13 protein-coding genes are annotated in these 14,808 nt (G+C 44.3%); all 13 read left to right on the forward strand.

Annotated elements, in window-relative coordinates; all coding sequences use genetic code 11:
• Positions 1-14: 14 nt before the first annotated feature.
• Complete coding sequence (gene gap / locus BMX79_RS09690; RefSeq protein ID WP_091482128.1) at positions 15-1,007, forward strand: type I glyceraldehyde-3-phosphate dehydrogenase; 993 nt, start codon at positions 15-17, stop codon at positions 1,005-1,007.
• A 224-nt stretch (positions 1,008-1,231) separates the two neighbouring features.
• Positions 1,232-2,419: a phosphoglycerate kinase gene (locus BMX79_RS09695; RefSeq protein ID WP_091482131.1), complete on the forward strand. Its 1,188-nt coding sequence runs from the start codon at positions 1,232-1,234 to the stop codon at positions 2,417-2,419.
• 128 nt (positions 2,420-2,547) lie between these two features.
• Positions 2,548-3,303: a triose-phosphate isomerase gene (tpiA, locus tag BMX79_RS09700; RefSeq protein WP_091482134.1), complete on the forward strand. Its 756-nt coding sequence runs from the start codon at positions 2,548-2,550 to the stop codon at positions 3,301-3,303.
• A gap of 1 nt (position 3,304) precedes the next feature.
• Positions 3,305-4,834 carry a 2,3-bisphosphoglycerate-independent phosphoglycerate mutase gene (gene gpmI, locus BMX79_RS09705; RefSeq protein WP_091482136.1) on the forward strand — a complete coding sequence of 510 codons (1,530 nt, stop codon included), beginning with the start codon at positions 3,305-3,307 and terminating at the stop codon, positions 4,832-4,834.
• Positions 4,835-4,933: 99 nt separating this feature from the next.
• On the forward strand, positions 4,934-6,235 hold the full coding sequence (eno, locus tag BMX79_RS09710) for a phosphopyruvate hydratase (protein WP_091482138.1): 1,302 nt from the start codon (positions 4,934-4,936) through the stop codon (positions 6,233-6,235).
• Between the two features lie 203 nt (positions 6,236-6,438).
• A complete protein-coding gene (gene secG, locus BMX79_RS09715) occupies positions 6,439-6,669 on the forward strand; it encodes a preprotein translocase subunit SecG (RefSeq protein ID WP_091268346.1) in 231 nt (76 codons plus the stop codon).
• A 180-nt stretch (positions 6,670-6,849) separates the two neighbouring features.
• Positions 6,850-7,590 (forward strand): alpha/beta hydrolase, encoded by a 741-nt coding sequence (locus BMX79_RS09720; RefSeq protein ID WP_170231022.1) that lies wholly within the window; start codon positions 6,850-6,852, stop codon positions 7,588-7,590.
• Entirely contained in the window at positions 7,591-9,960 is a 2,370-nt protein-coding gene (rnr, locus tag BMX79_RS09725) for a ribonuclease R (protein WP_091482143.1), read from the forward strand. It begins immediately after the preceding gene.
• Between the two features lie 15 nt (positions 9,961-9,975).
• On the forward strand, positions 9,976-10,437 hold the full coding sequence (gene smpB, locus BMX79_RS09730; protein WP_091268352.1) for an SsrA-binding protein SmpB: 462 nt from the start codon (positions 9,976-9,978) through the stop codon (positions 10,435-10,437).
• Positions 10,438-10,602: 165 nt separating this feature from the next.
• Positions 10,603-11,286 carry a histidine phosphatase family protein gene (locus tag BMX79_RS09735; protein ID WP_091482145.1) on the forward strand — a complete coding sequence of 228 codons (684 nt, stop codon included), beginning with the start codon at positions 10,603-10,605 and terminating at the stop codon, positions 11,284-11,286.
• Positions 11,287-11,469: 183 nt separating this feature from the next.
• Positions 11,470-12,459 (forward strand): PTS sugar transporter subunit IIC, encoded by a 990-nt coding sequence (locus tag BMX79_RS09740; protein ID WP_091482147.1) that lies wholly within the window; start codon positions 11,470-11,472, stop codon positions 12,457-12,459.
• Between the two features lie 143 nt (positions 12,460-12,602).
• Positions 12,603-13,649 carry an RNA-guided endonuclease InsQ/TnpB family protein gene (locus tag BMX79_RS09745; protein WP_218025380.1) on the forward strand — a complete coding sequence of 349 codons (1,047 nt, stop codon included), beginning with the start codon at positions 12,603-12,605 and terminating at the stop codon, positions 13,647-13,649.
• A 188-nt stretch (positions 13,650-13,837) separates the two neighbouring features.
• Positions 13,838-14,773 (forward strand): 2-dehydropantoate 2-reductase, encoded by a 936-nt coding sequence (locus tag BMX79_RS09750; protein WP_091482149.1) that lies wholly within the window; start codon positions 13,838-13,840, stop codon positions 14,771-14,773.
• The last annotated feature ends 35 nt before the right edge of the window (positions 14,774-14,808 follow it).

Below are 14,808 nucleotides of genomic sequence, written 5' to 3' on the forward strand. Positions count from 1 at the left end.
GAGGAAATCAAGTTATGTCAGTAAAAGTTGCAATTAATGGTTTTGGTCGTATTGGTCGTTTAGCTCTTCGTCGTATGTTAGAAATGGATACAGATTTAGAAGTAGTCGCAATCAACGACTTGACAGATAACGAAGACCTGGCTTATCTACTAAAATACGATACAGCTCAAGGCCGTTTCCCGCATGACGTTGAAGCTAAAGGTGATTCTTTAGTAGTAGGCGGAAGAGACATCAAAGTTTTAGCAGAAAAAGATGCTGCTAAATTACCATGGGCAGACCTTGGAATCGATATTGTACTTGAATGTACTGGTTTCTACGTATCTAAAGAAGCTTCTCAAGCACACGTTGATGCTGGAGCTAAACGTGTATTAATTTCTGCACCAGCTAAAGGTGATCTGAAAACTATCGTTTACGGTGTAAACCACGAAACACTGAATTCTGACGATCAAATCGTATCTGCTGCTTCATGTACAACAAACTGCTTAGCACCAATGGTTAACGTACTGAACAGTGAATTTGGAATCAGCCGTGGACTAATGAGCACAATCCACGCTTACACTTCAACTCAAAAACTACAAGATTCACCAGGCGGACGTAAAAACCGTGCAGGTGCACAAAATGCTATCCCAGCTTCAACAGGAGCTGCTAAAGCAGTTGGTAAAGTAATTCCAGAAGTTAACGGATTAATTGACGGAACTGCTGTACGTGTACCAACAGTAACTGGTTCAATGGTTGAACTTTATTCTGTACTGAAAAAAGACGTTACAGTTGAAGACATCAACTCAGCAATGGAAAAAGCATCATCAAGTGCTTACATCTACACTGAAGACGAAATCGTTTCTTCTGACGTGATCGGTGTTCCTGCTGGATCAATCTTCGATGCAACTCAAACTAAAATCATGGAAAGCGAAGACGGACAACTTGTTAAGACTGTAGCTTGGTATGACAACGAGTACGGATTCACTGGAAACATGGTTGCTACTTTAGAATACTTCGCTAGCCTTTAATATTCAGCGAATATCTAAATAAAGAAACAACTCTATTGTAAAGTAATAAATAAGCGGGGGAGCTAATACTCTATTATTTAGGAGGACACAACGATTGATGCGCAAGCAAAAAATTGGACTGTTCAAACCGAATAAAGGGGATCGCGCTTCCCCCTTTTTTTGTGAAATAAAGGGAACAGAGTCAACGGGGTTAGTTTTCCATACAGAAAGGTAGGACTTTACACATGGCAAAGAAGACAGTTAAAGATTTAGAATTAAGTGGCAAGAAAGTACTGGTCCGTGCTGATTTTAACGTACCGATGAAGGACGGAAAAATTTCAAACGACAACCGTATCCAGGCAGCACTGCCAACCCTGGAGTACATTCTTGAACAAGGCGGAAAAGTAATCGTCTTTTCTCACTTGGGGCGCGTGAAGACCGAAGAAGACAAAGCGGGTCTATCAATGAAACCTGTAGCAGAGCGTCTAGGTGAGTTACTCGGAAAAGATGTGAAGTTTGTGGCTCAGACTCGTGGAGAAGAGCTTGAAAACGCAGTAGCTGAACTAACTGACGGTGACGTACTGATGTTTGAAAACACACGTTTTGAAGATGTTGACGGTAAGAAAGAAAGCAAAAACGATCCTGAATTAGGTAAATACTGGGCAGGTCTCGGCGATGTTTACGTAAACGATGCATTTGGTACGGCTCACCGTGCTCACGCATCAAACGTAGGTATCGCTTCAAACCTTGAATCAGCTGCCGGATTCCTGGTCGAAAAAGAAATTAACTTCATCGGTGGAGCAGTTGATGAGCCTAAGCGCCCATTCGTTGCTATTTTAGGTGGAGCTAAAGTTTCAGATAAAATCGGCGTTATCGAAAACCTTATCGCTAAAGCTGACAAAGTTCTTGTCGGTGGGGGAATGACTTATACATTCTATAAAGCTTTAGGTCATGACATCGGTAATTCATTAGTTGAGGAAGATAAAGTATCTTTAGCTAAAGAACTGATCGACAAAGCTGGAGATAAACTTGTCCTCCCTGTTGATTCTATCGTAGCTGCAGAATTCTCTAATGATGTTGAAACTGAAACAGTTGGAGAAAACATTCCTGAAGGCAAGATGGGTCTGGATATCGGACCGAAAACAGTTGAACTGTTTGAAAATGAATTAAAAGATGCGAAAACAGTTGTATGGAACGGACCAATGGGTGTATTCGAAATGAGCAACTTCGCTCAAGGAACAATCAAGGTCTGTGAAGCACTGGCAAAACTTGAAGATGCTACAACAATCATCGGTGGCGGAGACTCTGCGACTGCTGCTCAGCAGCTTGGGTTTGAAGAAGACTTCAGTCACATCTCAACAGGTGGCGGAGCATCACTGGAATATCTTGAAGGTAAAGAACTTCCAGGAATTGCAGCTATTTCAGACAAATAATCTAATAAAAGCAAGACAAGCCGGTTTGACCAGATGAGTATAGTAACTGATCTGGTCATTCACGGTGAGTAATTCAAAAGGTAAGGAACACTTCCCTGGACTACACAATAGGAAAGAAGGACGATAGAATGCGTAAACCAATTATCGCTGGTAACTGGAAAATGAACAAGACATCGACTGAAGCGGCAACGTTCATCGATGCTGTTAAAGGAAACATCCCTTCAACTGACAAAGTGGACGCTGTAATAGGCGCGCCGAGTCTATTTCTTCAAAGCCTGATCGATCTAACAGTGGATACTGATCTTAAAATTGCTGCACAGAACTGTCACTTTGAAGACGAAGGCGCATTTACTGGTGAAATCAGCCCTAAAGCGCTTGAAGATATCGGAGCGGCTTATGTGATCATCGGTCACTCTGAACGTCGTGAACTGTTCCATGAAACAGATGAAGACATCAACAAGAAAGCACATGCAGTGATCAACCACAACATGGTTCCAATCATCTGTGTGGGTGAAACACTTGAGCAAAAAGAAGCAGGACAGACTAACGACCTGGTTTCCGGTCAAGTAGAAGCTGCTCTTAAAGGATTAAGCGCTGATCAGGTAAGCAATCTAGTTATTGCTTATGAGCCAATCTGGGCTATCGGAACGGGTAAAACGGCAACAGCCGAAGATGCTAACGATACGATTTCAGTTGTTCGTCGTACAGTAGCTGACTTGTATTCACAAGATGTTGCAGATGCTGTCCGTATCCAATATGGTGGATCAGTTAAACCTGCCAACATCAAAGAACTGATGGCACAACCGGATATCGATGGTGCATTAGTCGGCGGAGCAAGCCTGGAAGCAGATTCGTTCCTGCAATTACTGGAGGCGGCTGAATAAAATGAGCAAAGCACCTGTAGCCATCATTATCCTTGATGGATTCGGATGGAGAGAAGAAGAGTACGGTAATGCCGTAGCACAAGCTGAGAAACCAAACTTCGACCGTTACTGGAATGAGTATCCGCACAACACGATGCAGGCTTCAGGGCTTGCTGTCGGGCTGCCGGAAGGTCAGATGGGGAACTCAGAAGTTGGGCATACCAATATCGGAGCCGGACGTGTGGTCTACCAAAGCATCACACGTATCGACAAGGCGATTGAAGACGGTGAATTCGAAACGAATGAAGCCTTCAACGGTGCGATCAATCATGTAAAAGATAACGATTCTGCGCTGCATCTGTTCGGTCTAGTATCGGACGGAGGCGTTCACAGTCACCAGCGGCACCTGACTGCTCTGGTTGAAGCAGCTAAGAAGAAAGGTGTCGACAAGGTTTACATTCATGCATTTACGGATGGACGTGACGTCGCTCCAGATTCTGCTGCCCGCTTCATCGACGAGCTTCAGACTATCGTTAACGATCTAGGTGTCGGTGAAATCGCAACAATTTCTGGTCGTTTCTATGCGATGGACAGAGATACCCGCTGGCCACGCGTAAAACGTGCGTATGACGCGATCTTCCACGGAGAAGGTGTGAAAGCGACTGATCCGGTAGAAGCCGTAAAAGCCAGTTATGCGAACGACACAATGGACGAATTCATTGAACCGATCGTGATTGAAAAGGATGGCAAACCTGTTGCGACAGTAAACGATAATGATGCGATTCTATTCTTCAATTTCCGACCTGACCGTGCGATACAATTGTCCCGTGCGATTACAGAACCGGACTTTGATGAATTCGATCGTGGAAACGTGCCGTCAAACATCAAATTCGTGACCTTTACTCAGTATACTTCTGATATGGCAGCGGACATCATGTTCCCGCCTGTATTCCTGAAAAACGTGATCGGACAAGTATTGTCTGATAATGGATTGAATCAGCTGCGTATTGCTGAAACGGAAAAATACCCACACGTGACATTCTTCATGAATGGCGGAACAAATGATGAGTTCCCAGGAGAAAAACGTATCCTGATTCCATCACCTCAGGTGGAAACGTATGACTTAAAACCTGAAATGAGTGCTTATGAAGTCACTGATGCACTGGTTGAAGATATCAAGAACGACAAGCATGATGCCATCATCCTGAACTATGCCAACCCGGATATGGTTGGACACTCAGGTATGCTGGATAAAACGATTGAAGCAATCGAAGCTGTAGATGAGAACCTCGGCCGAGTAGTTGATCTTATCCTTGAAAAAGGCGGAACAGCAATCATCTTTGCGGACCACGGGAATGCAGATACTGAACTGACTCCTGAAGGTAATCCGCACACAGCGCACACGACAGTCCCTGTTCCAGTCATCGTGACGAAAAAAGGTGTCACTTTAAGAGGCGACGGTAAACTAGCTGACGTGGCTCCAACGATGCTTGATCTTTTAGGTATTGATAAACCGGAAGAAATGACTGGCGAAAGCCTGATCCAGAAATAACTTGCTGATTTTAACCTGTTCTTTTATTAGGACATTTAAAATAAATTAACCAACCCTTTTCCAGGAAATGGAAGAGGAAAATTAAAGGAGAGAAAATAAATGCCATTTATTACAGACGTTATTGCACGCGAAGTTCTTGATTCACGTGGTAACCCAACAATCGAAGTAGAAGTCATTACAGAATCAGGCGCATTCGGCCGCGGTATGGTTCCTTCAGGAGCTTCAACTGGTGAGCACGAAGCCGTTGAACTACGTGACGGAGACAAAGACCGTTACCTTGGTAAAGGTGTGACTAAAGCAGTTGACAACGTAAACGAAACGATCGCTGACGCAATCATAGGTATGGACGTACGTGACCAGATGGGAATCGACAAAGCGTTGATCGAACTTGACGGTACTCCAAACAAAGGTAAACTGGGAGCTAACGCAATCTTAGGCGTATCTATCGCTGTTGCACGTGCTGCTGCAGACTACCTTGACCTTCCACTATATCGTTACCTTGGAGGAACAAACACTAAAGTATTGCCAACTCCAATGATGAACATCGTTAACGGTGGATCTCACTCTGACGCACCTATCGCATTCCAGGAGTTCATGGTCCTACCAGTTGGCGCACCAACATTCAAAGAAGCTTTACGTTGGGGAGCAGAAATCTTCCACGCACTTAAAGCGATCCTTAAAGACCGTGGTCTTGAAACATCTGTTGGTGACGAAGGTGGATTCGCTCCTAAGTTCGAAGGAACTGAAGACGGAGTAGAAACAATTCTTGAAGCGATCAAGAAAGTTGGACTTGAGCCTGGTAAAGACGTATTCCTAGGATTCGACTGTGCAGCTTCTGAATTCTACGAAGACGGTGTTTACAACTATGCTAAATTCGAAGGCGAAAACGGTGCGAAACGTAACGCTGAAGAACAAGTAGACTACCTTGAAGAATTAGTAAACAAATACCCAATCATCTCAATCGAAGATGGTATGGATGAAAATGACTGGGACGGATTCAAACTATTGACTGAGCGTCTAGGCGACAAAGTTCAACTAGTTGGAGACGACCTGTTCGTAACTAACACTGAAATTCTTAAACGTGGAATCGACAACGGTGTTGGAAACTCTATCCTGATCAAAGTTAACCAAATCGGTACATTGACTGAAACATTCAATGCGATCGAAATGGCTAAAAAAGCTGGATACACTGCTGTTATCTCTCACCGTTCTGGTGAAACTGAAGATGCAACAATTTCTGACATCTCAGTAGCACTTAATGCTGGACAAATCAAAACTGGTTCACTTTCACGTACTGACCGTATTGCAAAATACAACCAGCTACTAAGAATCGAAGATCAGTTAGGCGACCTGGCTGTTTACGAAGGTATTGACGCTTTCTACAACTTAGCTGACAAATAATCAGATCAAAAAAAGACGCTGGAGGGCTTAGCCCTTCAGCGTCTTATACATGTGATAGACACTGCATCTATAGAACGAACGTCACTAATTCACGGCCATGAGTCAGCTGAAGCATGCTGATCTGACATAATAGGGACTGGAAAACGTGAGCGGGGTGTGTTATATTATAAAATAGGAGATTTGTAAGAAGGAGGTCTATACTCATGTATGAAATTCTGTTAACGGCTATGCTTATCTTATCTGTATTCATTATCATTGTTATTGCCATGCAACCGACAAAAACTCAAAGTGCATCCAATGCCTTCATGGGCGGAGCAAGTCAATTATTCGGTAAACAAAAAGCCAGAGGATTCGAAGCAGTACTGATTAAGACAACAGTCGTCAGTCTGATTTTATTCTTCGTGCTGTCCTTCTTATTGACACGATTCTTTTAAGTTGAAATGAATGTGAATCTTAAGTACTCCTGTTAACTGTTTTCTCAGTAAGCACTCTGCTTATTGGATACGGGTTAGAAGGAGTGCTTTTTTATTGCCTCTAAAGCTTATCTTATTGTGTTTTGGTACAAAAATGTGCCAAATTAGGGTAGAATGAAGAAGAGACTTAAGGAGGATATTATGAAAGATAAATCATTATTTTACGAAAGTGGAAAACGAGCAGTTCTGCTCTTTCATGCGTTCACTAGTAACCCGAAAGACATGCTGAGTCTGGGACGTGCGCTGGAGCGGGCAGACTACACCGTCTATGCTCCAGTATTTTCAGGTCACGGGACTAATGATCCCGACGACTTGTTTGACTATTCGATCAAGGACTGGGTTCAGGACGGGAAGGATGCGCTGGCCTTTCTTAAGGACAAAGGCTACGACGAGGTGGCAGTCATGGGCTTGTCTCTGGGTGGAATCGTAGCGACTGATCTCCTGCTTAACGAGGACGTCATAGGCGGTGGGACGTTTGCTTCTCCGGTTGTATCTGAATATGATACAAACGTGCCTGAGCACTTCATGGTCTGGTATAAAAATATGAAAGAACAGGCGGGCTATTCGAAAGAAGAAATTGCGGGATTGAAAACTTCAGCTGAAGTTAAAGTGCAGGCCATACTTGATGGGGTCCATGCACATGTGGCTGATATGGAAAAAGAGTATGACCAGCTCAACAAAAAACTATTTATAGCACAGGGTGGACAAGACGAAATGATCAATGATCAGTCTGCAGTCAAATTTAAAGATGCCCTGGTCAATGCGGATGTCGATTTTCATTTTTATGAAGACGCGCCGCATGTACTGACAACAGGAAAGATCGGAAAAGAAGTACAGATCGATGTACTGACTTATCTGTCTTCCTTAGAATGGAGTGATTAAATGAGTTCTGAAAAAGACAAGGAATTAGCAAGAAAAGAACTGAAGAAACAGATCCTGACATTTATGAATGACCAGGACGGCCAGTCAGTTGAAGTCAATGAAATCAGTGAAGGGCTGGGTCGTTCAGGATCCAATGCATTCAAGGAACTGGTCCAAGCTATTGCTGAACTGGAAAGAGAAGAAAAAATCGTCCTGCTTGCAAGCGGAAAATTCAAACTGAAACAGGCTTCTTCTGCTATGCAGGGACGCTTCAGTGGAAACGATAGAGGATTCGGATTCGTCACGATTGAAGAATACGAGTCAGATATCTTTATTCCACCAACCGAAACGAATTCTGCATTGAATGGCGATCTGGTCAAAGTAGAAGTGACTCAGGAAGCGATGCCGTGGAAAGATAAAGGGCCAGCTGGTAAAGTCGTTGAAATTATTGAACGGGGGACCACCGTCGTCTTTGGTGAATTCCAGCCTTATACGGATGACGAAGTGAAAGAATTAGGCCTGTATGGCTTCATTACCCCTCACAATCAGAAACTGCCGAGTGTTCTAGTCAAGATTGAAGCAAAAGGGATTCGCCCGGTCGAGGGAAGCATTGTTCAAGTTGAACTGACCGAGTATGCCGATACTGCCGGAGGATCTGATCTGAAGGGGATTGTCACCAATACTATCGGACATAAAGATGAGCCGGGTATTGAAATCCTGACAATTGTGCATAAGTATAATATCCCATCAGAATTCCCAGAAGATGTGCTTGAAGAAGCAGAATCCGTACCCGATACGATTTCTGAAGAAGACACCGAAGGAAGAAAAGACCTCCGTGATGAAATGATCATTACGATTGATGGAGCAGATGCGAAAGACTTGGATGATGCGATCCAAGTGAAGAAACTGGACAATGGCAATTACTATCTGGGCGTCCATATTGCAGATGTCAGCCATTACGTCACAGAAGGCAGCCCGATGGACAGGGAAGCCTTTGAACGAGGTACCAGTGTGTATCTGACCGATCGTGTCATTCCTATGCTGCCACAGCGTCTTTCAAATGGAATCTGCTCGCTGCACCCGAATGTCGATCGTCTGACCTTGAGCTGTGAGATGGAAATCGACAGAAACGGAGCTGTAGTAGATTATACGATCTCACCAAGTATCATCAACTCTCATTACCGCATGACTTACACTGCGGTAAATGAAATCCTTATGGACAAGGATGCTCAGCGTAGAGAAGAGTACTCTGAAATTGTCGATATGCTTGAACAGATGGAAGACTTGCATAACATTCTTGAAAAAAGAAGAGAACAGAGAGGATCTATCGACTTTGATACACGCGAAGCAAAAATCGAAGTCGACCCTCAGGGGATGCCAGTCGATATCCTGCTTAGAGAACGTGGTGTCGGTGAACGCCTAATCGAATCGTTCATGCTGTCTGCAAATGAAACGGTATCTGAACATTATGCCAAACAGCATCTGCCTATCCTGTACCGTGTTCATGATCGCCCTGACGAAGGAAAAATGCAGCGTTTCATCGAATTCGTTTCCAGCTTTGGAATCAACGTCAAAGCAACGAAAGAAAACATCAGTCCAAAACTGCTTCAGGATGTTCTGGACAAGGTAAAAGGCAAGCCGGAAGAAGGCGTCATCAGCATGCTGCTCCTGAGATCCATGCAGCAGGCTAAGTATGATGTGGAGCCGATTGGCCACTATGGTCTGGCTGCGGACTACTATTCGCACTTTACCTCACCGATCAGACGTTACCCTGACCTGATCCTGCACCGTCTGATTCATTACTATACGGAAGTGGATAAATCAGGAAAGGCGAAGAAACGCTGGCAGGAAATGCTGCCGGAAATCGCTGAGCACAGTTCTGTTACTGAAAGACGGGCAGTAGATGCAGAACGTGAAACAGATGAACTGAAAAAAGCGGAATACATGCAGAGCAAGATGGGCGAAACCTTTGAAGGCGTCGTTACTTCTGTGACTAATTTCGGGATGTTTGTCCAGCTGGCCAATTCGGTCGAAGGACTGGTTCACATCTCGAACATGAACGATGACTACTATGAATTCAACGAACGGGATATGCTCATGATTGGTACCCGTACCGGAAAAGTGTACCGAATCGGGGAAGCTGTCAAGGTGAAAGTCATCGGAGCCGACACAGATAATTATCAGATCGATTTTCAGCTTGAAGAAGATGAATCGAAGAAACCTGATGAACCTCGAAGAACGAGACGGCGCAAGAAAAAGGACAGTTCTAAAAAAGGAAAAGGTCCTCGTCGTGGCTCAAAAGAAGACAGAGGCAAGAACGATAAAGATAAAGGCAAAGGTCGTTTCAAAGGAAGAAGAAAGACCAAGAAGCCTGGAAAAAAACGGAAATGATAGAGGGGGATTTACATGCCCAAAGGAGAAGGCAAGTTAATTGCCCAGAATAGAAAAGCCCGTTACGAGTATACGATTCTCGAAACGATCGAAGCTGGCATTGTGCTTAAAGGGACGGAAATCAAGTCCATCCGTGCCGGCCGGATCAACTTGAAAGACGGCTATGCCAGTATTAGAGATGGTGAAATCTGGCTGTATAATGTCCACATTGCACCATTTGAACAGGGGAATCAGTTTAATCACGATCCGGTCCGTCCACGTAAACTGCTGATGAAGAAAAAGCAGATCGACAGTCTGTATGGAGAAGTCAAACAGGGCGGGAACACACTGGTTCCGCTTAAAGTCTACATCAAGAACGGTTTTGCCAAAGTACTGATCGGCCTGGCCAAAGGGAAGAAACAGTATGATAAACGTGAGACCATCAAGCGACGTGAACAGGACCGTCAGATGAGACGGGCAATTAAAGATAACTACTGATTTAAGATTAAAGCATCGGAACAGATCGGAAACCCGGTTGCTCTGATGCTTTTCTTGATTTAGATAAACCGTGGCGTCTACGTGGAAAAGCAGGGCTAGCTGTCGATTATCCTAAAGACCTCTGTTAGAATAGATAGAGAGAGAAAAAGAAAGCGAGGAGCTAGTATGGCTGAAAAAGGGGTAACAATTTATTTTGTCCGACATGGCGAAACGTACTTCAATTATTATGGACGCATGCAGGGATGGAGCAACACACCGTTGACCGACCACGGAAAAGAGGATGTCAGACGATGTGGACGTGGTCTGAAAGATGTCACGTTTGATGCAGTCTACACAAGTGATCTGTCCCGGACCCAGGAAACAGCTTCCATCATTCTGGAAGAGAATGGGCAGGTAGATAAAATGGATATGGTTCAGATGCCGGAATTCCGAGAAGTCTTCTTCGGGTCGATGGAAGGCATGTACGGATCAGATGCTTATGATAAAGTTAGAGATTATCTGGGATACGACACATCAAAAGAAATGTTCAGAAATACAGACGTACCTGAACGGATGAATGCCTTCCGGGCGGTTGATCCGGAAAAGCATGCGGAAGACTTCATGATGTTCTGGTCACGTGTTGAGCAGGGACTGATCAAACTGATCGACAAGCACCGTGATTCAGGAGAAACCATTCTTTTAGTTGCACACGGTGGAACGATCCGGTATATCCTGCAGAATCTCATTCCGGATCTCAAACGACCAAAATCATTACTTAATGCTAGTGTGTCTGTCGCCAGATATGAAGACGGACTGTATCATCTTGAAAAATACAACGATGTCTCTCATTTCAGGGACGAAGCCGAATAATCAAAGATCAAAGTGAGGCCATTTTCCTCTTTGTTGCAGACCTGCTATAACAGGCTTGTGACAAAGAGGATTTTTTGTAGATACATCCGTTACGAGTTTATCATCAAATTTTCATGAAAAACAATTGAAAATCTAATGAAAGATGCTATACTGTTCATCAACTCAAGAAAAAGGGGAGATTTGATGGATACAATGGAAAAGGAAACATTCAAGACTTTCAGCAACAAAGTACTGACGGGGACAGCGAGCGGAATTGTCATTGGACTGATTCCTGATGCCATACTAAACGGTATCTTTGAAGCTCTTACACCATACAGATCTATTTTCAGCTCCCTTTCTGCTGTAGTAGGCACGATGCAGTTCCTTACAGCAGCAATGATTGGCGTTCTGGTAGCCAACCAGTTTAAACTGAATGCGATTCAAAGCGTCATTGTGGGAGCCGCCACTTTTCTCGGATCGGGGGCTTACAGTGTATCTGAAGCCGGCATCACGCTTATAGGGATAGGAGATCTGGTAAATATTATGCTGACTGCGGGCTTTGCTGTTTACCTGACTAGGAAACTGAATGACCGTTTAGGATCAATGACTCTTATTCTCCTGCCGATCATAGTAGGAGTCGGAGCGGGTACTGTTGGACTGCTGATGCTCCCTTATGTATCATCAGCTACCTCAATGATTGGACATATACTTAACAGCTTTACGATTCTTCAACCACTCCTGATGACTATATTGATTGCCATAGCCTTTTCCATCCTGATTATTTCACCTGTCTCAACGGTTGCCATAGCCATAGCCATCGGGATCAGCGGCCTAGGAGCAGGAGCTGCAGCTATAGGAGTGACCGCTTGTACAGCTGTTCTGGTCATCGGATCTAAAGAAGTCAACCAGAAAGGAACGACACTGGCTATCTTGCTCGGTGCCATGAAAATGATGATGCCGAATCTTGTCAGACATCCGAAGCTACTGATTCCGGTTATATTAAATGCAATATTGTCCAGTATGAGTGTGTATGTATTTAACATCCAAGGGGCTCCGCAGACAGCGGGCTTCGGTATTGCAGGGCTAGTTGGGCCGATTCAGGCACTGGAAACTGGTACAGGACTGCTCCCGGTTTTCATTACAGAACTATCAAGCGTGAAAGCCCACGGTTTTAATCGTGGGATGAGAGCGTAAATTGAGATAAATGTCTGATTGTTTTGTCTTCTTTTTCTTTTAAAAATAGGTGTACCTTTCTATAGCCTTTCCGTTGACGGAGTGATATACTAAAGTTAACAAAAAAAGAACACACGTTTGTATTCGTGATAGAGGTGAAGCGAGTGAAAAAAGAACAGACGCAGTCCTGTGTTAAAGTGCTCAAAGTGAAATTAAAGCCGACTAAAGAACAAGCAGCTGAATTGACCCGGCTATCCAAAGAGTATATTTATCACGCCAACCAGCTTGTCCAGAAGGCTGTATCAGATGGCCGCTTTCCAACAGTCACTTCCAGACACATTGAGACGTCTATTCCTTCGGTAGTCAAAAATGAACTTATCCGGTATGCTAAGTCCAAATATGCTGAACACGGAAACTGTGTGTTCAAAAAACGAACAGTCTCATGGAACAATCAGAACTATACGGTCACTCCAAATCATCTCGCTTTTCCTATTATGCAAAAGGGCAAATCAATGAAAACGGCTATTAAAGCTGTGCTAACAAGTGATCAGTTTGACCTGTTATCTCAGTCAAAACGGGGAGCGATGCGTATCACCAAAAAAGGCTACCATTGGATAGCTCAGATTGCTTATCACGTTTTGCCGTCTGAGACGACAGGAACAGACATCTTAGGCATCGATCTAGGTATTCTGTGTCCAGCTGTCGGTGTCGTGGCTTCCAGCGGTCAAACAGCTTTCTTCGGAAACGGACGAGCAAACAAAGTTATTCGCCGAAAGTATAAGAAGCTCAGACGGGAGTTAGGGCAGAAAAAGAAACTGAACGCTATTCGGACACTCAATGATAAAGAAGCGAGAATCATGCAGGATATTAATCATAAGATTGCCAGACACATAGTACGGTTTGCGAGAGACACGAACTGTGGCACCATCCATCTGGAGAATCTTTCCGGCATTCGCCGGACCTCAAGACAAAGAGGAAAACACACAGCGATTCTGCATAACTGGACATTCGCTCAACTAACAGACTTCATTGAATATAAAGCAAGAGAAATCGGTATCGTTGTTAAAAAGGTCAATCCAGAGTATACCTCTCAGACTTGCCCGACATGTAAGGCCAGAAATAAAGTAACCGACCGAATGTATCAGTGCGGGTGCGGCTACCGGGGGCATCGGGATAGAGTAGGAGCTCTGAATATCGCCCAAACAACCTAACTCATATGGTCACAGTATGAGTGCCCATGGAGCTATAGGCTCTGCCATGGGAGGGGTGATGGCACACCCTTAAACTTAAGGCTTGAACAAAACAGAAATGGCCTGCGTTCGACAAAGCACTTAAGAATCCCACTGCTTTAGCTGTGGGAGTGTCAACAGCAGCTAACTAGTAGAAGGGGATAAGATTGATGAATATAGCAATTGCAGGATCGGGGGCGCTTGGATGCGGATTCGGATATATGCTTCAGAAAAATGGACAAAACGTGACGCTTCTAGATTATTGGGAAGACCACATTGAAGCAATCAGAAATAATGGACTGACTGTTTCAGTAAATGGGGTAAAAGGGACACTTCCAATGACTATTGCCAGGCCGGAAGAAGTATCAGGTGAAATGGATGTTATCTTTGTATTCACGAAGGCGATGGGATTGGAGAAGATGATGACTCAAATCAATCATCTCATCGGTACAAAAACTAAAATTGTCTGTCTGTTGAATGGATTAGGACACCTTAAAACTCTTGAAGCATTTGTCGACAGACGAAATATAATAATGGGAACAACTGTCTGGACGGCTGGGATTATTGCCCCAGGTGAAACACAGCTGAACGGGAATGGTCCAGTTGAGCTGCAGAACAGCCATCCTGAAGAGGAAGAAGCGGCACGTGTCATAGTCAATATACTCAAGGACAGCGGCCTTTTCGGAGAATACAGCAAGAATGTCAAGTACACGACTTGGAGAAAAGCGTGCATCAACGGCACGATGAATGCCCTGTGTGCACTGCTGGATGCATCGATCGATCAGCTGTTTGCATCGCCGTCTATCGATTCCCTGCTCAACGGAATCGTTGACGAATTCGCAGCTGTGGCGAAAGCTCAAGATGATATCGAAATCGACAGAGATGAAATGATTCACTACCTTAAAGAAGTGGCATCTCGTCTGGGATCGCACTACCCGTCGATGCATCAGGATCTCTTCAACCGACGTCCGACAGAAATTGATTATCTGAACGGTGCAGTAGTGGAGGCAGCCGAAAAGTACGGAATAGAAGCTCCCCATTGCCGCCGAATGACAGATCTGATTCATGCAAAAGAAGCTGTTTTGGAGATTAAAACAGGCAGATAAAGTGTGCAGTTCAGTCGGTCTGATCACGTAGCAAC

This window comes from Alkalibacterium pelagium (genome assembly GCF_900109325.1).
GTDB lineage: Bacteria > Bacillota > Bacilli > Lactobacillales > Carnobacteriaceae_A > Alkalibacterium > Alkalibacterium pelagium.